The organism is Citrobacter sp. BDA59-3 (assembly GCF_015167655.1).
Taxonomy (GTDB): domain Bacteria; phylum Pseudomonadota; class Gammaproteobacteria; order Enterobacterales; family Enterobacteriaceae; genus Phytobacter; species Phytobacter diazotrophicus.
Genome location: NZ_CP063427.1, coordinates 4,788,873 through 4,811,705, shown reverse-complemented (window position 1 = coordinate 4,811,705; position 22,833 = coordinate 4,788,873). Strand labels below are relative to the sequence as shown.

At 53.5% G+C, this 22,833-nt stretch carries 19 protein-coding genes and 1 pseudogene; 10 read left to right on the top strand and 10 right to left on the bottom strand.

Annotation, left to right across the window (positions count from 1 at the left end; translation table 11 throughout):
- Window positions 1-10: 10 nt before the first annotated feature.
- The 9 genes and pseudogenes from dusB to msrP form a co-directional block, all read right to left on the bottom strand.
- Complete coding sequence (gene dusB, locus IP582_RS22605; RefSeq protein WP_039077399.1) at window positions 11-976, bottom strand: tRNA dihydrouridine synthase DusB; 966 nt, start codon at window positions 974-976, stop codon at window positions 11-13.
- Window positions 977-1,334: 358 nt separating this feature from the next.
- On the bottom strand, window positions 1,335-2,216 hold the full coding sequence (gene prmA / locus IP582_RS22600) for a 50S ribosomal protein L11 methyltransferase (protein ID WP_193794499.1): 882 nt from the start codon (window positions 2,214-2,216) through the stop codon (window positions 1,335-1,337).
- Window positions 2,217-2,226: 10 nt separating this feature from the next.
- On the bottom strand, window positions 2,227-3,678 hold the full coding sequence (panF, locus tag IP582_RS22595) for a sodium/pantothenate symporter (protein ID WP_193794498.1): 1,452 nt from the start codon (window positions 3,676-3,678) through the stop codon (window positions 2,227-2,229).
- A complete protein-coding gene (locus IP582_RS22590) occupies window positions 3,668-3,910 on the bottom strand; it encodes a YhdT family protein (protein ID WP_193794497.1) in 243 nt (80 codons plus the stop codon). The genes panF and IP582_RS22590 overlap by 11 nt, the downstream gene beginning before the upstream one ends.
- Window positions 3,911-4,024: 114 nt before the next feature.
- The gene (gene accC / locus IP582_RS22585) at window positions 4,025-5,374 is read right to left on the bottom strand and encodes an acetyl-CoA carboxylase biotin carboxylase subunit (RefSeq protein ID WP_193794496.1); all 1,350 of its coding nucleotides are present in this window, start codon (window positions 5,372-5,374) and stop codon (window positions 4,025-4,027) included.
- Between the two features lie 10 nt (window positions 5,375-5,384).
- Window positions 5,385-5,861: an acetyl-CoA carboxylase biotin carboxyl carrier protein gene (gene accB / locus IP582_RS22580; protein WP_039077404.1), complete on the bottom strand. Its 477-nt coding sequence runs from the start codon at window positions 5,859-5,861 to the stop codon at window positions 5,385-5,387.
- A 21-nt stretch (window positions 5,862-5,882) separates the two neighbouring features.
- A pseudogene (locus tag IP582_RS22575) lies at window positions 5,883-6,132 on the bottom strand (type II 3-dehydroquinate dehydratase).
- 234 nt (window positions 6,133-6,366) lie between these two features.
- A complete protein-coding gene (gene msrQ, locus IP582_RS22570; protein WP_193794495.1) occupies window positions 6,367-6,966 on the bottom strand; it encodes a protein-methionine-sulfoxide reductase heme-binding subunit MsrQ in 600 nt (199 codons plus the stop codon).
- The gene (gene msrP / locus IP582_RS22565; RefSeq protein ID WP_193794494.1) at window positions 6,967-7,968 is read right to left on the bottom strand and encodes a protein-methionine-sulfoxide reductase catalytic subunit MsrP; all 1,002 of its coding nucleotides are present in this window, start codon (window positions 7,966-7,968) and stop codon (window positions 6,967-6,969) included.
- A gap of 280 nt (window positions 7,969-8,248) precedes the next feature.
- On the opposite strand from msrP, the gene csrD reads away from it, so the two are divergent.
- From csrD to tldD, 8 genes are all read left to right on the top strand, one after another.
- Window positions 8,249-10,189 carry an RNase E specificity factor CsrD gene (gene csrD, locus IP582_RS22560; RefSeq protein ID WP_193794493.1) on the top strand — a complete coding sequence of 647 codons (1,941 nt, stop codon included), beginning with the start codon at window positions 8,249-8,251 and terminating at the stop codon, window positions 10,187-10,189.
- Between the two features lie 309 nt (window positions 10,190-10,498).
- On the top strand, window positions 10,499-11,542 hold the full coding sequence (gene mreB / locus IP582_RS22555) for a rod shape-determining protein MreB (protein WP_006818047.1): 1,044 nt from the start codon (window positions 10,499-10,501) through the stop codon (window positions 11,540-11,542).
- Window positions 11,543-11,607: 65 nt separating this feature from the next.
- Window positions 11,608-12,612, top strand: a complete 1,005-nt coding sequence (gene mreC / locus IP582_RS22550; protein ID WP_071194416.1) for a rod shape-determining protein MreC — start codon at window positions 11,608-11,610, stop codon at window positions 12,610-12,612.
- The gene (gene mreD, locus IP582_RS22545) at window positions 12,612-13,100 is read left to right on the top strand and encodes a rod shape-determining protein MreD (RefSeq protein ID WP_039077409.1); all 489 of its coding nucleotides are present in this window, start codon (window positions 12,612-12,614) and stop codon (window positions 13,098-13,100) included. The genes mreC and mreD overlap by 1 nt, the downstream gene beginning before the upstream one ends.
- A gap of 8 nt (window positions 13,101-13,108) precedes the next feature.
- Window positions 13,109-13,702 carry a nucleoside triphosphate pyrophosphatase gene (locus IP582_RS22540; protein ID WP_039077410.1) on the top strand — a complete coding sequence of 198 codons (594 nt, stop codon included), beginning with the start codon at window positions 13,109-13,111 and terminating at the stop codon, window positions 13,700-13,702.
- Window positions 13,692-15,161 (top strand): ribonuclease G, encoded by a 1,470-nt coding sequence (gene rng / locus IP582_RS22535; protein WP_039077411.1) that lies wholly within the window; start codon window positions 13,692-13,694, stop codon window positions 15,159-15,161. The genes IP582_RS22540 and rng overlap by 11 nt, the downstream gene beginning before the upstream one ends.
- Window positions 15,162-15,202: 41 nt before the next feature.
- The gene (gene yhdP, locus IP582_RS22530; protein ID WP_193794492.1) at window positions 15,203-19,012 is read left to right on the top strand and encodes an AsmA2 domain-containing protein YhdP; all 3,810 of its coding nucleotides are present in this window, start codon (window positions 15,203-15,205) and stop codon (window positions 19,010-19,012) included.
- Window positions 19,013-19,097: 85 nt separating this feature from the next.
- On the top strand, window positions 19,098-20,543 hold the full coding sequence (tldD, locus tag IP582_RS22525) for a metalloprotease TldD (protein WP_039077413.1): 1,446 nt from the start codon (window positions 19,098-19,100) through the stop codon (window positions 20,541-20,543).
- A gap of 48 nt (window positions 20,544-20,591) precedes the next feature.
- On the opposite strand, the gene aaeR is transcribed toward tldD, so the two are convergent.
- Window positions 20,592-21,515, bottom strand: a complete 924-nt coding sequence (gene aaeR / locus IP582_RS22520) for an HTH-type transcriptional activator AaeR (protein WP_110295860.1) — start codon at window positions 21,513-21,515, stop codon at window positions 20,592-20,594.
- A 173-nt stretch (window positions 21,516-21,688) separates the two neighbouring features.
- Between aaeR and aaeX the strand changes: the two genes are divergently transcribed.
- Together aaeX and aaeA are read left to right on the top strand one after the other, a co-directional pair.
- The gene (aaeX, locus tag IP582_RS22515; RefSeq protein WP_039077415.1) at window positions 21,689-21,892 is read left to right on the top strand and encodes a p-hydroxybenzoic acid efflux pump operon protein AaeX; all 204 of its coding nucleotides are present in this window, start codon (window positions 21,689-21,691) and stop codon (window positions 21,890-21,892) included.
- A gap of 7 nt (window positions 21,893-21,899) precedes the next feature.
- Window positions 21,900-22,832 (top strand): p-hydroxybenzoic acid efflux pump subunit AaeA, encoded by a 933-nt coding sequence (aaeA, locus tag IP582_RS22510; RefSeq protein WP_039077416.1) that lies wholly within the window; start codon window positions 21,900-21,902, stop codon window positions 22,830-22,832.
- Window position 22,833: the final 1 nt, after the last annotated feature.

Here is a 22,833-nt window from a genome sequence, read left to right as displayed (position 1 = left end):
CTTTATTTCATTACGCAAGATTTTCGAAGTATGCCTCCAACGCCTCCAGCTGTTCGCTGGCGTCCTCTATGGCGTTGAATGTGCGCCGAAACTGGTCATTTGGAGCGTGCTCCTGGAGATACCAGGAGACGTGTTTACGTGCAATTCGGTACCCTTTTGCCTGACCATAAAAGTCATGCAATTCCCGAACATGCGCGCAAAGCAAGCGCTTTACCTCTGCCAAAGGCAGTGGGGCGAGCAGCTCCCCAGTGTCCAGATAATGCTGGATTTCCCGAAAGATCCAGGGTCTTCCCTGAGCTGCACGTCCTATCATCAGGGCATCAGCCCCCGTATAGTCGAGTACAGCTCTGGCTTTAAGCGGGTCAGTGATGTCACCATTCGCGATAATCGGAATGGAAACCTTCTGCTTAACTGCCCGAATACTGTCGTACTCAGCGTCTCCATTGAACAAACAGGCGCGGGTGCGTCCATGAATGGTCAGAGCCTGAATGCCACAGTCTTCAGCCAGTTGGGCAATTTCTACGCAGTTACGGTGTTCCGGAGCCCAGCCAGTGCGAGTCTTAAGCGTGACGGGCACATCCACTGCTTTCACTACCGCGTTCAGGATAGACTTCACCAGATCCGGGTATTGCAGCAGGGCAGAGCCCGCAAGCTTGCGATTCACTTTCTTTGCCGGGCAGCCCATATTGATATCAATAATCTGGGCGCCGCTTTCCACGTTGATACGTGCGGCTTCCGCCATTTCTTCCGGGTCACTACCGGCAATTTGCACGGTACGAATACCGGGCTCATCGATATGCACCATCCGCAGTCTTGATTTGTCACTCTCCCAAACCTGCGGGTTGGAGGACATCATCTCGGATACCGTTAATCCGGCTCCCATCTCGTAGCACAACGTCCGAAACGGTCTGTCAGTAATGCCAGCCATTGGCGCTGCGATCAGTCGATTTCTGAGCTGGTGGTGTCCGATGCGCATGAGTTAAGAAATGACCATACTGTGACTGCAAGGCGGCGTATATTACGCATTTTTCGCACGAGATGAAAGGCCAAACTTTGACCAATCCACTGTCGCAGATCAATGAATCACAGCGAAAGGCGATACATGCAAATATTAATTATTTAAAATCATTGAGTTATATTAAAATGGTGAATTTGTGAACAAATATAAATTCGTCAAACTTCTCTGTTTTTCTTCACCATAACCCTGATTCAGCGGCATATCTTGCTGTTTTAATCGTCAAAAAACAGGGTGAAAATGAGATCAGACTCCCATTTTCACCCTATGGAGCATTATGTCGCTGAATGCTTCATAGCCTCATTGTCAGGGCACCGACTTACTTTTTCTGGCCAGTGATGCGGCACCATTCTTCTTTTTCCACCACAGCGTCGAGTGCGAAGGTATCGCGATAGGCTTCACAGACACTTTCAGCCTGGCTGGCGAGAATGCCGGAAAGGCCGAGCAGGCCGCCTGAGATCGGCAGTACGCTGATAAGCGGGGCAAGCTCACGCAAAGGGCCTGCCAGAATGTTGGCGACCACCACGTCTGCTTGCATCGCGTCAGGCTGGTCTTGCGGCAGATACAGTTCCAGGCGCTCAGAAACGCCGTTACGCTCGGCATTGTCGCGGCTGGCCTGAATCGCCTGCGGGTCGATATCGATACCGATCGCTTTTGCCGCCCCCAGCTTCAGCGCGGCAATCGCCAGAATGCCGGAGCCGCAGCCAAAGTCGATCACTGTTTTACCCGCTAAGTCCAGGCCATCAAGCCACTGTAGACATAATGACGTGGTTGGGTGCGTGCCGGTACCGAACGCCAGGCCCGGATCGAGCATCACATTTACCGCGTTTTTGTCCGGCACATCGCGCCAGCTCGGGCAGATCCACAGACGTTCACCAAAGCGCATCGGGTGGAAGTTATCCATCCACTCGCGCTCCCAGTCTTTATCTTCGAGCTGTTCAATTTTGTGTGCGAAACCTGCACCGAGTAGCGGATGATTTTCCAGAATCGCGACGACTTCTTTCATGTCGGTTTCGGCATCGAACAGGCCAATAACGTCGGTATCACCCCACAGGCGCGTCTCGCCCGGCAGCGGCTCAAAGACCGGCGTGTCATGCGTGTCCTGAAAGGTGATGGAGACCGAGCCGGCCTCCATCAGCGCATCGCTCAGGTCTTCGGCGTTAGCGCCAGTTGTATTCAGCTTTAGTTGGATCCACGGCATAAGAAACTCTTTATTGATTCACGGTTATTGCGTCAGCATCCGCGGCTGGGCGGCCAAAACGGTTGCCAATCATAAACGCCAGCAGGCTAATTATCAGCGATGGCACAATCGGGTGAAGCCCGAAGTAATGGACGTTCCACGTTGCCAGCACGGCATACAGAACACCACCAACGAGCATTGCACTTAGCGCGCCTGCCGCATTTGCACGTTCCCAGTAAAGCCCCAGCACTAGCGGCCACAGGAATACAGCTTCCAGCCCACCAAACGCCAGCAGGTTCAGCCAGATGATCATCTCCGGTGGTCGCCAGGCGGCAAGCATCATTAAAATACCGAGCACCAGGGTGATGATCATAGAAATACGTTTCAGACGCTGCTCATTACGTAGCTGTTCCGGGCGAGTATTGAGCCAGAGATCTTTAATGATCGTAGCGGACGCCTGCAAAAGGTGCGCGTTAACGTTCGACATAATTGCCGCCATAGGCGCGGCCAGGAACAGTCCGGCGGCAAACGGCGGCAGAACTTCAACCATTAGCGTTGGGATGACCAGGTCAGGCACTTTCAAATCAGGCAGCACCGCGCGTCCCAGTGCCCCGGCCAGATGCATACCCAGCATCAGTAACGTCACCACAATGGTACCGATGATAATGCCCCGATGTACGGCTTTACTGTCTTTATAGGAGATGCAGCGAACGGCGGTATGGGGGAGACCAATCACGCCAAAACAGACCAGAACCCAGAACGAAGCCATAAACGCGGGCGAAAGTATGTCATCCCCTCCCTGCGGCGTCACCAGCTTCGGATCGATATGCTGTAACTTATCTACGGCACTGTGTAAGCCGCCTGCGGCGTGTACCACACCGACCAGTAAGACGATAGTACCGACCAGCATCACCATACCTTGCATGGTGTCATTGAGTACGCTTGCGCGAAAACCGCCAAATGCCGTGTAGAGGGCGATACTGATCCCGAATATCAGCAGCCCGGATTCATACTGAATACCGGCCGCGGTTTCCAGCAGGCGAGCACCACCGATAAACTGCACGGCAATGGCACCCACAAACGCAACCAGCAGGCTGATACTGGCGACCCACACAACGGTGCGGCTTTGATAGCGCGCCAACAGCATATCGTTCAGGGTAATCGCGTTGTAGCGGCGCGCAAGAATCGCAAATTTTTTGCCGAGTATGCCCAGCGATAGCCAGATGGTCGGTACCTGAATCATCGCCAGCAGTACCCAACCCAGCCCATATTTATAGGCTGCGCCCGGACCGCCAATAAACGAACTGGCGCTGATATAGGACGTGGTGAGCGTCATTGCCAGTACCAGTCCCCCCATCGAACGACTGCCAAGAAAATACTCGGTCAGGAATGTCCCGGACTTACGCTGACGCATGGCATAGACCGACAACCCTAAGACAATCAACATGTAGGCAATCAGAGGAATAATGACTTCAAGCCGCATCGTTATCCTCCAGTGAGATATCGCGGAAGATAAAGCGCACCATCGCCCAGCACAGCAGGATAAAAATCAGCGGCGTTAACAGGCAGGCCATTTCAAACCAGTGAGGTAATCCGGTAAACCCGACCGTTGAATCTGGTAAGTAAGCAGTCACCAACCATGCGGCGAGGTAGAGGAGGGTCAGCCACAGCGCCCAGCGCGCTTCTTTGTGGGCCTGAACAAAACGTTTGTCCATTTTGTGTCCCATGTGGATAAAGAAAGCGGGGATTGTACCTTATGGATAGTCAGCGATCCCCTGAAATAAAAAAGGCCGGAAAATCCGGCCTTTTACATGACAAGTCACCCAGTCTTACTTTTCGTTCAGACCGAGTTTCTTCTCCAGATAGTGGATGTTGGTACCACCCTGCTGGAATTTTTCATCGCTCATGATGCGCATCTGCAGCTCCACGTTGGTTTTGATACCGTCAATGATCAGCTCCTGCAACGCATTTTTCATACGCGCAATTGCCACATCACGGTTCTCACCAAAGCAAATCAGCTTGCCGATCATTGAGTCATAGTACGGCGGTACGGTGTAACCGGCGTAGATATGTGATTCCCAGCGCACGCCAAAACCGCCTGGCGCATGGAAACGGGTAATTTTACCCGGGCTCGGCAGGAAGGTGTTCGGATCTTCGGCGTTGATACGGCACTCTACCGCATGGCCTTTCACCACAACTTCTTCCTGTTTGATGGACAGTGGCTGACCGGCAGCGATACGCAACTGCTCTTTGATCAGGTCCACGCCAGTGATCATTTCGGTCACCGGATGTTCCACCTGGATACGGGTGTTCATTTCAATGAAATAGAACTCGCCGTTTTCGAACAGGAACTCAAACGTACCTGCTCCACGGTAGCCGATATCCACACAGGCTTTGGAGCAACGCTCACCGATATAGCGGCGCAGTTCCGGAGTGATACCCGGAGCCGGTGCTTCTTCGACAACTTTCTGGTGACGACGCTGCATGGAGCAGTCGCGTTCGGCCAGATAAATGGCGTTACCCTGGCCGTCAGCCAGCACCTGGATCTCGATATGACGAGGATTTTCCAGGTATTTTTCCATGTACACCATGTCATTGTTGAACGCCGCTTTGGCCTCAGCTTTGGTCATGGCAATGGACTGTGCCAGTTCAGCGTCACCGCGAACGACACGCATACCGCGACCGCCGCCGCCGCCGGACGCCTTGATGATAACCGGGTAGCCAATGCGTTTGGCATGCGCGCGGTTGACATCCATATCGTCGCCCAGCGGGCCGTCGGAGCCCGGTACGGTCGGTACGCCCGCTTTCTTCATCGCGGTAATGGCAGACACTTTGTCGCCCATCAGGCGAATAGTGTCAGCTTTCGGGCCGATGAAGATAAAGCCGGACTGCTCAACCTGCTCGGCAAAGTTGGCGTTCTCAGAAAGGAAACCATAACCGGGGTGAATCGCCACCGCGCCAGTGATTTCCGCCGCGCTGATGATAGCCGGGATGTTCAGGTAGCTTTTTACGGACGGAGCCGGGCCAATACAGACCGTCTCATCCGCCAGGAGTACGTGTTTTAAATCGCGGTCCGCAGTCGAATGCACGGCGACAGTCTTGATACCCAGTTCTTTACAGGCACGAAGAATACGCAGTGCAATCTCGCCGCGGTTGGCGATGACAATTTTATCCAGCATGTGCGCCTCGTTATTCGATGACGACCAGCGGCTCGTCAAACTCTACCGGCTGGCCACTTTCAACCAGAATGGCTTTCACTACGCCCGCTTTGTCGGCTTCGATCTGGTTCATCATTTTCATGGCTTCAACGATGCACAGGGTATCGCCGACATTGACTTTCTGGCCGACTTCACAGAACGCTTTAGCGTCCGGGCTCGGCGTGCGGTAGAAGGTCCCGACCATCGGGGAACGTACGATGTGACCACTGATTTGCGCAGCCGCAGGTTCTGCTGCCGTAGCCGGAGCTGCGGGAGCGACTGCGCCAGAAAGCGCAGGGGCTGGCTGTTGCATAACCGGAGCCGCATAAGCTTGCTGCATCACCGGGAAGCCCGTGTTCACCGGTGCGCGGCTGATGCGTACAGACTCTTCGCCTTCAGAAATTTCCAGTTCAGCGATGCCTGATTCTTCAACCAGTTCGATCAGTTTTTTAATCTTACGAATATCCATGAGTGGGTTCCGTACTCTTGTTTAGTTTGATTGTGACAGGCGTTTTACCGCCGTCTGTAAAGCGTATGTACAACTGCCAGCATAAGGTCCGAAGACCACGCCAGTAGCGATTTCGGAGAGCCAGGAATGATGGCGAGATGGTTCGTGCGCATGCATATTGCTCAGAGTGAACTCAGTAAAGTCGAAGGGTGCCATAGGTTTCCGACTTGCGTGCTCCCGGCATGTTAAGATTGGGGCCGTTTAAAAGCAAAATGCGCAACTTGCCAGCCATCATGCTGCTATCTCCTGCAATTTTCCGGTAAAAAACAAAATATACCTTCATTGCGTGGTTGTCACCTTTTTGGACCTTAAAAAGCCCGCCAGGCAAAACCAAAGTCGCACATTATAACTATTTCGTAGCATTTCGCAGCTAAATACTGGTCTTATCAGGGAAGATTATCAACCGCATTTGGTTTTATCCCTGCGATTGATAATGGAACTGCGGAGGAGTGCACATATCGAAAGTTTAGCGCCACCACTGGCGGAACTTCTTGTATCGCCACGCTAATAGCCCGAATGCAGCGGCTGCATAAAGGAGCGGCAACGGCGATAATATCTTCACTGACCACAGATAATGTACAGGGGCCAGGATCGCGACGAGATAGACGAAGTTATGCAATTGTTGCCATCGTTTACCCATTTTTCGCTGTGCCCACTGGGTAGATGTCGCTGCCAGGGCCAACAGGATAAACCAGCTCACAATTCCTAACATTAAATAGGGGCGCGTTGTCAGCTCCCGGCCAAGCAGAACCAGATTGTTGATCCCCAGTTCCAGCAGTGCGTAACTGGTCAGATGCAATGTTGCCCAGGCAAAACACCATAATCCCAGTAAACGACGGGTGCGAATAAGCAACGGTTGTTTAGCGTAACGCGCCAGCGGCGCAACCAGCAAGCCTGCCAGTAAAAATTTCAGCGCCATTCTGCCGGTAAAATGCTGAATGTCTTTTGCCGGGTCGGCACTAAAATACCCCTGCGACGATGCCCAGAACAACCAGACAAATGGTAGAAAACCTGCCAGGTGCAGCAATACTTTAAGCCAGACAATCTGTTTTGCTGTTAAACGCACTCAAAAATTCTCCCGCAGATCCAAACCACGATAAAGGGACGCCACTTCATCCGCATAGCCGTTAAAGAGAAGCGTAGGCTGGCGTTTTACATCCAGCACGCCGCCGGATCCGATAAAGCGCTCGGTTGCCTGTGACCAGCGAGGATGGTCGACATGCGGATTTACATTGGCAAAAAAACCGTACTCATTTGGCGCCGCAAGGTTCCAGGTCGTGGGGGGACGTTCTTTCGTTAGCTTAATACTGACTATCGACTTAATGCCTTTAAAGCCGTATTTCCACGGGACGGTCAGGCGGATCGGTGCGCCATTTTGTGGCGGCAACGCTTTGCCATAAACGCCGACCGACAATAATGTGAGGGGATGCATCGCTTCATCTATACGTAACCCTTCTACGTAAGGATATTCCAGACCGCCGCCAATGAAGCGATCCTTCTGACCGGGCATCTCATCGGGGGCATAGAGGGTTTGAAAAGCCACATATTTAGCGTTGCTGGTGGGTTCGACCAGCGACAGCAGCTTATGCAGCGGAAAGCCGGTCCATGGAATCACCATCGACCAGGCCTCAACACAACGCATGCGGTAGATGCGCTCTTCCAGCGGGAAACGCGTGGTAAGCGCGTCATAATCAAGCGTAAGAGGTTTGGTTACTTCACCGTCAATTTTGAGCGTCCATGGATTGGTTTTCATGCTTCCCGCGTTAGCCGCGGGATCGGCTTTATCCAGCCCAAACTCATAAAAATTGTTATAGCCCGTCACTTTATCTTCCGGCGTTAATGTCAGCGTGTTTTGCCACTGAGCCGGTTTACTGAACTGGAGTGGTTTGCCGGGCTGGGCTTTAGGCCGATCATTTCCTTTAAACCAGTCAAGCAGATCGGCGCGCGCTGTGGGAGACAGGCTCAGGGCAGCGGCGCTAATGCCCAGCGTTTTCAGGATCTGACGACGTCGCAGCATAAAAACGGATTCGGCGGTGACATCGGATTCAGTAAGTTTTTTCTTGTGCATAAATTTCCCCCTTTTTATTACTTGTAGCACGGCGAATATGGGGTCGGGGGATTATCACGAAAAATTGAAATCTGGCCGTTAACTGCCTGCAGGTGGCCTTTGCTCCCCAGGATGATTGGCAAATAAATTCTGAGGGCTATACTCGCATAGTTGTATGCAATACTGATTGCCAGAAGCGTCAGGCCTGCTAGTATGCCGGGCTCGTTTTTCAAGTTAGCGCTTACTTTGTTTTCAGGGTTTGCCGCGTCTCGTTCTTTTACACTACGGAGTTAACACAAGGATGCGATTAACGACGAAATTCTCGGCTTTTGTGACGCTACTAACGGGCCTGGCAATATTTGTCACCCTCTTTGGCTGCTCACTGAGCTTTTACAACGCCATTCAGGCGAAGGTGATGAACCGCGTTGAATCGGTTGCGGCGGTGGTTGATACCCGTTTGATTTTTATGTCTCCTTCGTCCATCTCTTCCCATCTGGATGAACTGATGGTGCCAGTGGACATAGTGGGTATTGAGGTACGTCAGGGAAAGCAAACCGTTCTGCAGCACACCCGCAAAAGCAGTTATCGCCCCGCCGGTAGTAATTACCAGTATCGTGAATTAGAGATTAACTCCCTTAAAAATCCGGGCATGACCATCACACTGGTCTACCAGGACCCGATGGCTAACTATTTCCGTTCTCTCTTAACCACCGTACCGCTGACGCTGGCGATCGGTTTTATGGTCCTGATTATTTTCCTCTCTGTACGCTGGTTGCGCCGACAGCTCTCGGGGCAGGAATTACTCGAACTTCGCTCCACCCGTATTCTTAATGGGGAGCGCGGGGCACAGGCGCGCGGTTCTGTTTATGAATGGCCATCCCGCGCCAGTAGCGCTCTGGATGTTCTGCTCTCGGAGATCCAGTTTGCCAGCGATCAGCGTAGCCATATCGATACGCTGATCCGTTCCTACGCCGCCCAGGATACAAAAACCGGGCTCAATAACCGTCTGTTCTTTGATAATCAACTGGCTACATTGCTTGAGGATCAGGAGAAAGTCGGCGCGTACGGCGTTGTCATGATGATCCGGTTACCAGATTTCGAATTACTGCGCGATAGCTGGGGGCGCCCGGCCGTCGAAGAGCATCTGTTTATGCTCATTAACCTGTTATCGACATTTATTATGCGTTATCCCGGCGCGCTGTTGGCGCGCTACCACCGCAGCGACTTTACCGTGCTGTTACCGCACCGCACATTAAAAGAAGCGGAAAGTATCGCCGGGCAGATTTTAAAGGCCGTGGATGGTCTGCAGCCCAGCAAAATGCTCGATCGTGAAGATATGATGCACATTGGCATTTGCGCCTGGCGCAGCGGACAGTCGACAGAGCAGGTCATGGAGCATGCCGAAGCGGCGACCCGCAACGCGGTATTGCAAGGGGGGAATAGCTGGTCGGTTTACGACGATACGCTGCCGGAGCAGGGGCGCGGCAACGTTCGCTGGCGCACGCTCATTGAGCAAATGCTTAGCCGTGGCGGCCCGCGGGTTTACCAGAAGCCAGCAGTGAATCGCGAAGGGATTGTTCACCATCGCGAACTGATGTGCCGCATCTATGATGGCGACCAGGAAGTTATTTCTGCGGAATATATGCCCATGGTGCTGCAGTTTGGTCTGTCTGAGGAGTATGACCGACTGCAAATTGGACGCCTCATTCCTTATCTGGGGTACTGGCCGGAAGAAACCCTCGCCATGCAGGTGACTGTGGAGTCGCTTATTCGGCCACGTTTTCAGCGCTGGCTGCGCGATACCTTGATGCAATGTGAAAAATCACAGCGTCGACGGATTATTTTTGAACTTGCCGAGGCTGATGTTTGTCAACATATCAGCCGGTTACAACCGGTGGTGCGGTTGATTAATGCGTTAGGCTCGCGAGTTGCTGTCACGCAGGCGGGTCTCACCCTGGTCAGTACCAGCTGGATTAAAGCGCTGGATGTCGAATTGCTAAAACTTCATCCTGGGATTGTCAGGAACATTGAGAAACGCACGGAAAATCAGCTACTGGTGCAAAGTCTTGTGGAAGCCTGCAAAGGTACGCATACGCGTGTTTTCGCCACTGGCGTTCGTTCCCGTGGCGAATGGCAGACGCTGATTGAACGTGGCGTTTCGGGTGGTCAGGGGGATTTTTTTGCTTCCTCCCAGCCGCTTGACACCAATGTGAAAAAATATTCGCAAAGATACTCGGTTTGAACTGCCGTTTAAGCCGTTTTCACGTAGAATAACGCGCGCTGTATCGTACGTATGGGGGTGTGCTTGCCTGCCCGCCAGATTGCCACAGCGCGAACGCTAGTTTTAACCTTTGACAGGTTACAAACGCAGGGCAAGGATTGCTCCCGCCATGGTTCATTCCTGAAGGAGTCAGGTTGTTTGTAACAAAGGAAACAAACTGCACTAATTTTCACCGTAGCAGATGATTTTTGCGCCTTGTCGCTGCTGCGTGTGGTTGGTAAAGTAAGCGGATTTTGTTTTCCGCCCCAGCTTTCAGGATTATCCCTTAGTATGTTGAAAAAATTTCGTGGCATGTTTTCCAATGACCTGTCCATTGACCTGGGTACCGCGAATACCCTGATTTATGTAAAAGGACAAGGCATCGTATTGAATGAGCCTTCCGTGGTAGCCATTCGCCAGGATCGTGCCGGTTCACCGAAAAGTGTAGCCGCGGTAGGTCATGAAGCTAAGCAGATGCTGGGCCGTACGCCGGGCAACATTGCTGCTATCCGCCCGATGAAAGATGGCGTGATCGCCGACTTCTTCGTGACAGAAAAGATGCTCCAGCACTTTATCAAACAGGTGCACAGCAACAGCTTTATGCGCCCAAGCCCGCGTGTTCTGGTGTGTGTGCCGGTTGGCGCGACCCAGGTAGAACGTCGCGCAATCCGTGAATCTGCCCAGGGTGCAGGTGCACGTGAAGTGTTCCTGATTGAAGAGCCAATGGCTGCCGCAATCGGTGCAGGCCTGCCGGTTTCTGAGGCAACCGGTTCTATGGTTGTCGATATCGGTGGTGGTACCACAGAAGTGGCCGTTATCTCTCTGAACGGCGTGGTCTACTCCTCCTCTGTACGTATTGGTGGTGACCGTTTCGATGAAGCGATCATTAATTACGTTCGCCGTAACTACGGCTCTCTGATCGGTGAGGCGACCGCTGAGCGTATTAAGCACGAGATCGGTTCTGCTTACCCGGGTGACGAAGTCCGCGAAATCGAAGTTCGTGGCCGTAACCTGGCAGAAGGTGTTCCGCGTGGCTTCACGCTGAACTCTAACGAAATTCTGGAAGCATTGCAGGAACCTCTGACCGGTATTGTTAGCGCGGTGATGGTCGCACTGGAACAGTGCCCGCCAGAACTGGCGTCCGATATTTCTGAGCGCGGTATGGTTCTGACCGGTGGTGGCGCGCTGCTGCGCAACCTTGACCGCCTGTTAATGGAAGAGACAGGTATTCCTGTCGTAGTTGCAGAAGATCCACTGACTTGCGTAGCGCGTGGCGGCGGCAAGGCGCTGGAAATGATCGATATGCACGGCGGCGATTTGTTCAGCGAAGAATAGTCTGATTCAGATTCGGGGCGAAGATATCGCCCCGGATTTGTCTGGCCTGAGAATACGCAAAGCCTATGAAGCCAATTTTTAGCCGTGGCCCGTCGCTACAGATTCGCCTTTTCCTGGCGGTGGTAGTGGCGCTCGGAGTTATTATTGCCGACAGCCGCCTCGGTACGTTCAGTCAAATTCGAACGTACATGGATACTGCCGTCAGTCCTTTCTACTTTATTTCCAATGGTCCTCGCGAATTATTAGATAGCGTTTCACAAACGATCTCGTCGCGCGATCAACTTGAGCTTGAAAATCGGGCATTGCGTCAGGAACTGCTGCTAAAAAACAGCGAGCTGCTGATGTTAGGGCAATATAAACAGGAGAACGCGCGACTGCGCGAGCTGCTGGGTTCGCCGCTGCGTCAGGACGAACAGAAAATGGTCACCCAGGTTATCTCAACGGTCAACGATCCGTATAGCGACCAGGTTGTAATCGACAAGGGCAGCGCTAACGGTGTCTATGAAGGCCAGCCGGTGATCAGCGATAAAGGCGTGGTAGGCCAGGTTGTCGCAGTAGCCAAACTGACCAGCCGGGTCCTGTTGATTTGTGATGCGACCCATGCACTGCCGATTCAGGTGTTGCGTAACGATATTCGCGTTATTGCCGCAGGCAATGGCTGTACTGACGATCTGCAACTGGAACATCTGCCAGCCAATACCGATATTCGGGTAGGGGATGTGCTGGTGACGTCCGGTCTCGGTGGGCGCTTCCCGGAAGGTTATCCTGTTGGGGTGGTCTCTTCCGTAAAACTCGACACGCAGCGGGCGTATACCGTTATCCAGGCGCGACCTACCGCAGGCTTGCAGCGTTTGCGCTACTTGCTTTTGCTGTGGGGAGCCGATCGTAACGGCACGAATCCGATGACGCCGGAAGAAGTACACCGCGTGGCTAACGAACGTTTGATGCAGATGATGCCGCAAGTGCTGCCTGCCCCGGATGCGATGGGGCCGCCTGCGCCGATCCCTGCTCCTGCAACCGGTATTGCCGGGCCGCCGTCACCGTCTCAAGGCTCCCGGGGAGGCCAATAGTGGCAAGTTACCGTAGCCAGGGGCGATGGGTTATCTGGCTCTCGTTTCTTATCGCATTGTTGCTTCAAATTATGCCCTGGCCGGATGACATTCTTGTCTACCGGCCAAACTGGGTGTTACTTATCCTGCTTTACTGGATTCTGGCGCTACCGCACCGCGTAAATGTCGGCACAGGTTTCGTTATGGGTGCCATACTGGATCTCATTAGCGGATCCACGCTTGGTGTACGTGCGTTGTCTCTGAGCATTATCGCCTATCTGGTCGCGCTTAAATTTCAACTGTTCCGTAACCTGGCGCTATGGCAACAGGCGCTGGTGGTGATGGTCTTGTCGCTGGCAACCGAAGTCATCGTCTTCTGGGCAGAGTTTTTGGTCATTAATGTCTCCTTCAAACCAGAAATTTTCTGGAGTAGCTTCGTTAATGGCGTGCTTTGGCCGTGGCTTTTCCTGCTTATGCGTAAAATTCGCCAGCAGTTTGCCGTGCAATAAAGGTTTTTATGACATCGATTTGGCTTGCCTCTGGTTCCCCGCGTCGTCAGGAACTGCTCACTCAACTGGGCGTGACCTTCGAGCGAATTATTCCCGGTATTGAAGAGCAACGTCGGGCGCAAGAAAGCGCCCAACATTATGTTGTGCGGCTGGCAAGGGAAAAGGCGCTCGCAGGTGTGGCGATGGTTTCTCGCGATTTACCCGTGCTGGGGGCTGACACCATTGTCATATTTAATGGTGAAGTGCTTGAAAAACCGAAAGACTCCTCGCATGCTGCTAAAATGCTGCGACAGCTCTCTGGTCAGACCCATCAGGTGATGACGGCCGTCGCGCTGGCGGACAACCAACATCTGCTGGATTGTCTGGTAACAACCGAGGTGACGTTCCGAACCCTTTCTGATGATGATATTGCTACTTATGTTGCCAGCGGTGAGCCGATGGACAAAGCCGGTGCGTACGGAATTCAGGGGCTGGGCGGTTGTTTTGTCAGGAAAATAAACGGGAGTTATCACGCTGTGGTGGGGTTACCGCTGGTAGAGACCTGGGAACTGTTGAGCAACTTTAATGCATTGCGCGAGGGAAGAGACAATCATGACGGCTGAATTGTTAGTCAACATTACGCCATCGGAAACACGCGTGGCCTATATCGATGGCGGTATTCTGCAAGAGATTCACATTGAACGTGAAGCGCGGCGCGGGATAGTAGGCAATATCTACAAGGGTCGGGTCAGTCGCGTACTGCCTGGTATGCAGGCGGCTTTTGTAGATATTGGTCTGGATAAGGCCGCGTTTCTTCACGCCTCGGACATTATGCCTCACACCGAATGTGTTGCGGGGGAAGAGCAGAAGAACTTCACCGTTCGCGATATCTCTGAGCTGGTGCGTCAGGGACAGGACCTGATGGTACAGGTGGTGAAAGATCCGCTGGGTACCAAAGGTGCTCGCCTGACCACAGACATCACTCTACCTTCTCGCTATCTGGTTTTCATGCCTGGCGCATCACACGTTGGGGTTTCTCAGCGTATCGAAAGCGAGGCTGAACGTGAGCGACTCAAGCAGGTCGTCTCTGAGTATTGCGATGAGCAGGGCGGATTCATCATTCGTACAGCGGCAGAAGGGGTGTGCAATGAGGACCTCGCCTCCGATGCAGCCTACCTCAAGCGGGTATGGACGAAAGTCATGGAGCGCAAAAAGCGTCAGCAGACCCGATGCAAGCTCTACGGCGAACTGGCGCTGGCGCAGCGTGTGCTGCGTGATTTTGCCGATGCTCAACTTGACCGGATCCGCGTTGACTCACGTCTGACCTATGAGATGCTGCTGGAGTTCACCGCTGAGTACATGCCGGAAATGACCAGCATGATTGAACATTACAGCGGTCGCCAGCCGATATTCGATCTCTATGACGTTGAGAATGAAATCCAGCGTGCGCTGGAAAGAAAAGTGGAGTTGAAATCCGGTGGCTATTTGGTTATTGACCAGACCGAAGCCATGACAACGGTGGATATCAACACCGGGGCGTTCGTTGGCCACCGTAATCTCGATGACACCATTTTCAATACCAATATAGAAGCCACGCAGGCTATCGCTCGCCAACTGCGTTTACGTAACCTTGGCGGCATTATCATCATTGATTTCATTGATATGAATAACGATGACCATCGCCGCCGTGTCCTGCATTCACTGGAACAAGCCTTGAGCAAGGACCGTGTGAAGACCAGCATAAACGGTTTCTCTCAACTCGGCCTGGTTGAGATGACCCGTAAACGTACGCGTGAAAGCGTGGAACATGTTCTCTGTAATGAATGCCCAACCTGCCATGGACGAGGCACAGTAAAAACGGTGGAAACCGTCTGCTACGAAATCATGCGCGAGATCGTTCGCGTACACCATGCTTACGACTCGGATCGTTTCCTGGTCTATGCTTCTCCTGCTGTGGCGGAAACCCTGAAAGGGGAAGAGTCCCATGCGCTGGCTGAGGTCGAAATCTTTGTCGGTAAGCAAGTTAAAGTGCAAATTGAGCCGCTCTATAATCAGGAGCAGTTTGATGTGGTGATGATGTAAAAGACGATTACGTCCAGACGTTTGTTAACAAGGAGAGGTGCGTGAGGCGATTGCCGGGGATATTGCTGCTTACAGGTGCGACGCTGGTGGTGATAGTGGCGCTGCTGGTAAGTGGCTTGCGCCTTATCCTGCCCCATCTGGATAACTGGCGCCCTGAAATCCTGGCGAAAATTCAGGCACACACCGGTATTGTAGTCGATGCCAGTCAGTTGAACGCCAGTTGGGAAAATTTCGGCCCCATCCTCGACGTTCGTGACGTTAAAGCCACCCTCAATGACGGCGGCGATCTGTCCGTTAAACGCGTCACCCTGGCGCTGGACGTCTGGCAAAGCCTGCTACAAATGCGCTGGCAGTTCCGCGATCTCACGTTTTATCAGTTGGCTGTGCGCACGAATACCCCGTTACAGCGCAATGATGATGGTAAAGCGATAGAAACTGACCGTATCCGCGATCTTTTCCTTCGCCAGTTCGATCACTTCGTTCTGCGCGACAGTCGCCTTAGCTTTTTGACCCTCTCCGGCCAGCGTGCCGAACTCGCGATACCTCAATTGACCTGGCTTAATAGCGATGACCGACACCGCGCAGAAGGCCAGGTGAGTCTGTCCAGCCTGACCGGACAGCATGGCATTATGCAGGTGAGAATGGATCTTCGCGATGACAGGGGCATCCTCAATAACGGTCGGCTGTGGCTACAGGCGGACGACATTGACGTTAAGCCCTGGCTTAATAAATGGATGCAGGACAACGTTGCCCTGGAGAGCGCCCAATTCAGTCTCGAAGGCTGGATGACCCTCAATAAAGGTGTGGTGGAAAGTGGTGATGTCTGGTTTAAAAAAGGCGGCGCAAGCTGGCCTGGGGACAAAGATAATCACCAACTGTTGGTTGATAACCTGACGGCACACGTCTCGCGTCAGCAGCAGGGCTGGCAGTTTGATATTCCCACTACGCGCATCACTATGGATGGACACCCGTGGCCGCAAGGCTCGCTGGCTTTGGCGTGGGTACCGGCCAGGGAAGCAGGTGGGGAAAAAGATCAGCGTAGCGATGAATTACGCGTCCGTGCCAGTCGCCTCGATCTGGGTGCGCTTGATGGTATGTTGCCGATTGCCGAAAAAATTTCACCACAACTGGGAAAAGTCTGGCGAACAATGGCCCCGGAAGGGCTGCTGGAAAACCTGGCGCTGGATATTCCGCTACAGGCGACGGAAAAAACGCGCTTCCAGGCAAACTGGAAAGACATCTCCTGGAAGCAGTGGGAGCTGCTGCCCGGCGTCGAGAACCTTTCCGGTACGTTGTCCGGTAGCGTTGAAAATGGGCGCGTGACTGTCGACATGGCAAAGGCAAAAATGCCTTATGCCACGGTTTTCCGTGCGCCGCTGGAGATTGAAAAAGGGGGAGCGACCCTCGCCTGGCAAAACGATGAGCGTGGTCTGCAGATTGATGGACATGGTATCGACGTGCAGGCGAATGCGATTCACGCCAGGGGCGATTTCCGCTACTTGCAGCCTAAAGACGACGAGCCGTGGCTGGGTATTCTGGCAGGCATTAATGTTACCGATGGCGGCCAGGCATGGCGCTACTTCCCGGAAAACCTGATGGGCAAAGCGCTGGTGGATTATCTGAGCGCGGCGATTCAGGGCGGGCAGGCTGATAACGCGACGCTGGTCTACGGCGGCAACCCACGGCTATTCCCTTATAAGCATAATGAAGGGCAGTTTGAGGTGCTGGTGCCGTTACGCAACGCCACCTTTGCCTTCCAGCCAGACTGGCCAGCGCTGAAAAATTTCGATATTCAACTCGATTTCATCAATGACGGCCTGTGGATGAAGACGGATGAAGTGGCATTGGGCGGTGTTAAAGCCACAAACCTGACGGCTGTCATTCCGGATTACATTAAAGAGAAACTGCTCATTGATGCCGATATCAACGGGCCAGGGAAAGCGGTTGGGCCCTATTTTAAAGATACGCCGCTGAAAGATACGCTTTCTACAGCCCTTGATGAGCTCCAGTTGGATGGCGATGTGAGTGCTCGCTTACATCTTGATATTCCGCTGGACGGCGAGATAACGACCGCCAAAGGCGATGTCGTCCTCAACCACAATAATCTGTTCATTAAACCGCTTAACAGCACGGTGAAAGATTTGCGGGGCTCGTTCAGCTTTGTTAACGGTAATCTGAAAAGTGAGCCACTGCAGGCGATGTGGTTTAACCAGCCTGTGAATATTGATTTCACTACCACCGAAGGGGCGAAAGCCTATCAGGTGGCGGTCAATCTGAATGGCAACTGGCAACCGGCGAAAACGGGCGTCATGCCGCAGCAGCTCAGTGATGTGGTGAGCGGCAGTGTGGGCTGGAAAGGTAAAGTGGACATCGAACTGCCGCACAGCGCCGGGGCGAAATATAACGTCAGTATCGACGGTGATTTGACGGATATCGCCAGTCGCCTGCCGCCGCCGCTTGATAAACCTGCGGGAAAAGCGTTGCCGGTGAAGGTGAATGTTGAAGGCAATCTGCGCAGTTTTGATCTGACCGGCAGCGCAGGCAATAGCAACCATTTTAACAGTCGCTGGTTACTCAACCAGAAACTCACCCTCGACAGGGCGATCTGGACCTCTGATAGCCGCACGCTGCCGCCACTGCCTGAGCAGGCCGGTCTTGAACTGAATCTGCCGCCAATGAATGGCGCGCAGTGGCTGGGTCTGCTGCGTCAGGGTGTTGCCAGTAACGTCAGCAACGCGACGGCTTTCCCGGCCAGTGTCACGCTGCGCACTCCGGCGCTCACCCTGGCAGGTCAGCAGTGGAACAACTTGAGCATTGTCTCGCAGCCACAGGCATCAGGGTCGGTTGTCGAAGCACAAGGGCGTGAAATCAACGGGACGTTTACGCTGCGCGATAACGCACCGTGGCAGGCTGCGATTCGCTACCTTTACTACAACCCGTCAGCGACAGCGTCGGATGACAACGATATCTCTTCGCCATCGACATTGCTGCGCGGCAAGACGCAGGTGGACTTCACCGGTTGGCCGGATCTGCAACTGCGTTGTGCTGAGTGCTGGCTGTGGGGACAAAAATATGGCCGTATTGAGGGCGATTTCGCGATCAACGGAGACACCCTGTCGCTGGCAAATGGTCTCATCGACAGCGGCTTTGCCCGTCTCACTGCCGATGGCGAGTGGGTCAACAAAATCGACGGAGAACGTACCTCACTGAAAGGTACACTGCACGGTGACAAAATCGATTCGGCGATGAATTTCTTCGGCATTTCAACGCCTGTGCGCAATGCGCCGTTTGATGTGAACTATGATTTACACTGGCGTAGCGAGCCATGGCAGCCGCAGGAAGAGTCGCTTAACGGTATTCTGCGCACCCGCCTCGGCAAAGGGGATATTACCGATATCAGTACCGGGCACGCCGGGCAACTGTTGCGCCTGTTTAGCGTCGATGCGTTGCTGCGCAAGCTTCGTTTCGATTTCAGCGACACGTTCAGCAGTGAAGGGTTCTATTTTGACTCTATCCGCAGCGCCGCCTGGATCAAAGATGGTGTTCTGCATACTGACGATACGCTGGTGGACGGCCTGGAAGCTGATATTGCGATGAAAGGGTCGGTGGATCTGGTACAGCGCCAGTTAGATGTCGAGGCAGTTGTCGCACCGGAAATCTCAGCAACGGTAGGCGTTGCGGCTGCCTTTGCCGTTAACCCGATTATCGGTGCTGCGGTGTTCGCCGCCAGTAAAGTTTTGGGGCCGCTGTGGAATAAAGTCTCCATTTTGCGTTATCGCATCACCGGTCCGGTAGACAAACCACAAATCAATGAAGTCTTACGCCAGCCGCGTACAGATAAAAAGCAATGATTTGACGGCGTCGGCGAATTGCCTCAAGCTCCTTATATCACACTTTTTTATTGCCCGATGTGGCGGCAACGACGAGTAGCAAACGATGAGTCTGAACCTGGTAAGTGAACAATTGCTCGCAGCGAATGGCCTGAATCATCAGGATCTATTTTCCATCCTTGGTCAATTGACCGAGCGCCGACTCGACTACGGTGACCTCTATTTTCAGTCGAGCTATCACGAATCCTGGGTGCTGGAAGACAGTATCATCAAAGACGGGTCATACAACATCGACCAGGGCGTTGGTGTGCGTGCGGTAAGCGGTGAGAAAACCGGTTTTGCCTATGCTGACCAAATTAGTCTGCTGGCGCTGGAGCAGAGCGCGCAGGCGGCACGTACCATCGTGCGTGAGTCAGGCGATGGGCGTGTGCAAACGCTTGGCGCCGTTGAGCATCAGGGACTCTATGCCAGCATTGACCCGCTGCAAAGCATGAGCCGGGAAGAGAAGCTGGATATTCTGCGCCGCGTCGACAAAGTGGCCCGTGCAGCGGATAAGCGTGTACAGGAAGTGTCCGCCAGCCTGACTGGTGTGTATGAATTAATTCTGGTTGCCGCGACGGACGGTACGCTGGCGGCGGATGTTCGCCCGCTGGTACGCCTCTCTGTGAGTGTGCAGGTGGAAGATGACGGCAAACGCGAACGCGGCTCCAGCGGTGGCGGCGGTCGTTTTGGCTATGACTGGTTCCTGAAAGATGTCGATGGCGATGTCCGTGCCGATGCCTGGGCAAAAGAAGCCGTGCGGATGGCGCTGGTGAATCTCTCTGCTGTGGCGGCGCCTGCCGGAACACTGCCTGTGGTGCTGGGCGCTGGCTGGCCGGGCGTATTGCTGCACGAGGCGGTCGGGCACGGTCTGGAAGGCGACTTTAACCGCCGTGGTACGTCAGTATTCAGTGGTCATATGGGCGAGCTGGTAGCCTCTGAGCTTTGTACTGTTGTTGATGATGGCACCATTGCCGATCGCCGAGGTTCCGTCTCTATCGACGACGAAGGTACGCCGGGCCAGTACAATGTGCTGATTGAAAACGGTGTGTTGAAAGGCTACATGCAGGATAAGTTGAATGCCCGTCTGATGGGCGTTGCGCCAACCGGTAACGGTCGTCGCGAATCTTACGCGCATTTGCCGATGCCGCGTATGACCAACACCTACATGCTGGCAGGGAAATCAACGCCGCAGGAGATCATCGAGTCGGTCGAGTTTGGTATTTATGCACCGAACTTTGGTGGTGGTCAGGTGGATATCACCTCCGGTAAGTTCGTGTTCTCTACCTCAGAGGCCTACCTGATTGAAAAAGGCAAGGTGACGAAGCCGGTGAAAGGGGCAACCCTTATTGGCTCGGGCATTGAAGCCATGCAGCAGATTTCCATGGTGGGTAATGACCTGAAACTCGATAACGGCGTCGGTGTCTGCGGCAAAGAAGGCCAGAGCCTTCCGGTGGGTGTCGGTCAGCCGACGCTGAAGGTGGACAACCTGACCGTCGGTGGGACGGCGTAAGTTCGGTTTATTCCCGGATGGCGCAGCGCCGTTATCCGGGAGCGCATCCTACAATCTCCGCCCCTGTACGCCCTGATACAGCTTCGCGACCTCGTTAAAATAATCCGTCAAATAGTTAATACACACCTGCACCTTTAGCGGCAGTTTGTCTTTTTCCGTATACAGAGCCCAGACCGGACGCGGATCGGACTGATAGCGGCTGAACAAGATCTCCAGCGTCCCGTTATTGATCTCATTGATCGCCCACATCAACGGTACATAGGCGATCCCGGCCCCGGCGGTAAGCCAGCGTGTCATGGTCATCGGATCGTTGGTGACAAAGCGGCCCTGGGGGATCAGGCGAGTGGAAATGCCCTCTGGTGCGATCAGCTCAAATTCATTATCTGGTCTGACGCTGTATTCCAGCCATGAATGATTAACAAGATCCGTGGGTTTTTCCGGAACACCGTACTGTGCCAGATAACTTTTAGCCGCGCAGACGACCATCGGCATCGCGCCCAGACGACGTGAAAACAGGCTGGAATCCTGCAACGCGCCCACCCGGATGACCACATCCAACCCGTCGGCAATCAGATCCGGCGCGGGAATACCCGTCACCAGATTCACCGATAAACCGGGGTACTCTTTCAGCATCGCGGCGGTCATCTGCGCCAGAACATTGTGCGCCATGGTTGAAGAACAACCAATGCGCAGTGTACCGATGGGCGTGTTATTGAAGGCGTAAAGCTGTTCATGGACATCCTGCACTTCATGCAGCATGCGTCGGCAACCCTGATAATAAATTTTCCCGGCTTCGGTGAGCCCAAGGCTGCGTGTACTGCGGTTTAACAGCTTAACCTGTAGCTCATCTTCCAGCTTCGCCACCGTTTGACTGATGGAAGATACGCTCATTTGCAACTGCCGGGCCGCGGCAGTAAACGAGCCTTGTTCCACCACTTTGGCGAATACCGACATGCGTTTAAGTCGTTCCATTATTCACTCTGGCTTAAAAGTGATTTAGATCACATAATATAGATAACAGCATAACAGTTACGTTAATATACTATTCGCTGAATAATTAACGTGCCGATCTCGCCTTGCTTCCTGCTCCGCTGCGGTGCGTATAAGAAATATTGTCGCCTGCATTCTCTCTAATCAAGGTCAACATGAGTCTGTTTCCCGTTATCGTGGTGTTCGGTCTGTCGTTCCCACCGATTTTTTTTGAATTGCTTTTGTCACTGGCGATCTTCTGGCTGGTGCGCCGCATGCTAATCCCTACCGGGATCTATGATTTTGTCTGGCATCCGGCGTTGTTCAATACTGCGCTCTACTGCTGCTTGTTTTACCTGCTGTCGCGTCTGTTTGTTTGAGGTAGAAGTGAAAACACTAACAAGAAATTTCTTTCGTACCGCCATCACCCTGGCGCTGGTTATCCTCGCTTTCATCGCTATTTTCCGCGCATGGGTGTACTACACAGAATCCCCCTGGACCCGCGATGCGCGCTTTAGCGCCGACGTGGTCGCTATCGCGCCTGACGTCGCCGGATTAATTACCGACGTCAGCGTTCACGATAACCAACTGGTTAAAAAAGACCAGGTGCTGTTTACCATCGATCAGCCGCGTTATCAGAAAGCGCTGGAAGAGGCTGAAGCGGATGTCGCTTACTACCAGGCGCTGGAAAGTGAAAAGCGCCGTGAAGCAGGCCGCCGTAACCAGCTTGGCGTTCAGGCGATGTCCCGCGAAGAAATCGATCAGGCCAACAACGTCCTGCAGACAGTATTACATCAACTGGCGAAAGCGCAGGCTACACGTGACCTGGCAAAACTGGATCTGGAACGCACGGTGATTCGCGCACCGGCAGACGGCTGGGTTACCAACCTCAATGTCTACGCCGGGGAGTTTATTACCCGTGGTTCAACGGCCGTCGCGCTGGTCAAACAGAACTCCTTCTATGTTCAGGCTTATATGGAAGAGACCAAACTGGAGGGCGTTCATCCTGGCTTCCGGGCCGAAATCACTCCGCTGGGCAGTAACCGGGTTCTGAAAGGCACGGTAGAGAGCGTGGCCGCCGGTGTGACGAATGCCAGCAGCAGCAATGACAGCAAAGGGATGGCGACCATTGATTCGAATCTTGAGTGGGTACGTCTGGCGCAACGCGTGCCGGTACGTATTCGCCTGGATGAGCAGCAGGGGAATCTCTGGCCAGCAGGCACGACGGCTACGGTTGTGGTAACGGGACAAACCGATCGCGATGAGAGCCACGACTCATTTTTCCGTAAACTGGCTCATCGCCTGCGTGAATTTGGTTAAT

Bases quoted from the DNA above. Each gene is read 5' to 3' on its own strand.
- aaeX (WP_039077415.1), top strand. From the start codon at position 21,689: ATGAGTCTGTTTCCCGTTATCGTGGTGTTCGGTCTGTCGTTCCCACCG.
- IP582_RS22540 (WP_039077410.1), top strand. From the start codon at position 13,109: ATGACATCGATTTGGCTTGCCTCTGGTTCCCCGCGTCGTCAGGAACTG.
- dusB (WP_039077399.1), bottom strand. From the start codon at position 976: ATGCGCATCGGACACCACCAGCTCAGAAATCGACTGATCGCAGCGCCA.
- csrD (WP_193794493.1), top strand. From the start codon at position 8,249: ATGCGATTAACGACGAAATTCTCGGCTTTTGTGACGCTACTAACGGGC.
- prmA (WP_193794499.1), bottom strand. From the start codon at position 2,216: ATGCCGTGGATCCAACTAAAGCTGAATACAACTGGCGCTAACGCCGAA.
- mreB (WP_006818047.1), top strand. From the start codon at position 10,499: ATGTTGAAAAAATTTCGTGGCATGTTTTCCAATGACCTGTCCATTGAC.
- accC (WP_193794496.1), bottom strand. From the start codon at position 5,374: ATGCTGGATAAAATTGTCATCGCCAACCGCGGCGAGATTGCACTGCGT.
- IP582_RS22590 (WP_193794497.1), bottom strand. From the start codon at position 3,910: ATGGACAAACGTTTTGTTCAGGCCCACAAAGAAGCGCGCTGGGCGCTG.
- msrP (WP_193794494.1), bottom strand. From the start codon at position 7,968: ATGCACAAGAAAAAACTTACTGAATCCGATGTCACCGCCGAATCCGTT.
- mreC (WP_071194416.1), top strand. From the start codon at position 11,608: ATGAAGCCAATTTTTAGCCGTGGCCCGTCGCTACAGATTCGCCTTTTC.
- aaeR (WP_110295860.1), bottom strand. From the start codon at position 21,515: ATGGAACGACTTAAACGCATGTCGGTATTCGCCAAAGTGGTGGAACAA.
- accB (WP_039077404.1), bottom strand. From the start codon at position 5,861: ATGGATATTCGTAAGATTAAAAAACTGATCGAACTGGTTGAAGAATCA.
- rng (WP_039077411.1), top strand. From the start codon at position 13,692: ATGACGGCTGAATTGTTAGTCAACATTACGCCATCGGAAACACGCGTG.
- tldD (WP_039077413.1), top strand. From the start codon at position 19,098: ATGAGTCTGAACCTGGTAAGTGAACAATTGCTCGCAGCGAATGGCCTG.
- panF (WP_193794498.1), bottom strand. From the start codon at position 3,678: ATGCGGCTTGAAGTCATTATTCCTCTGATTGCCTACATGTTGATTGTC.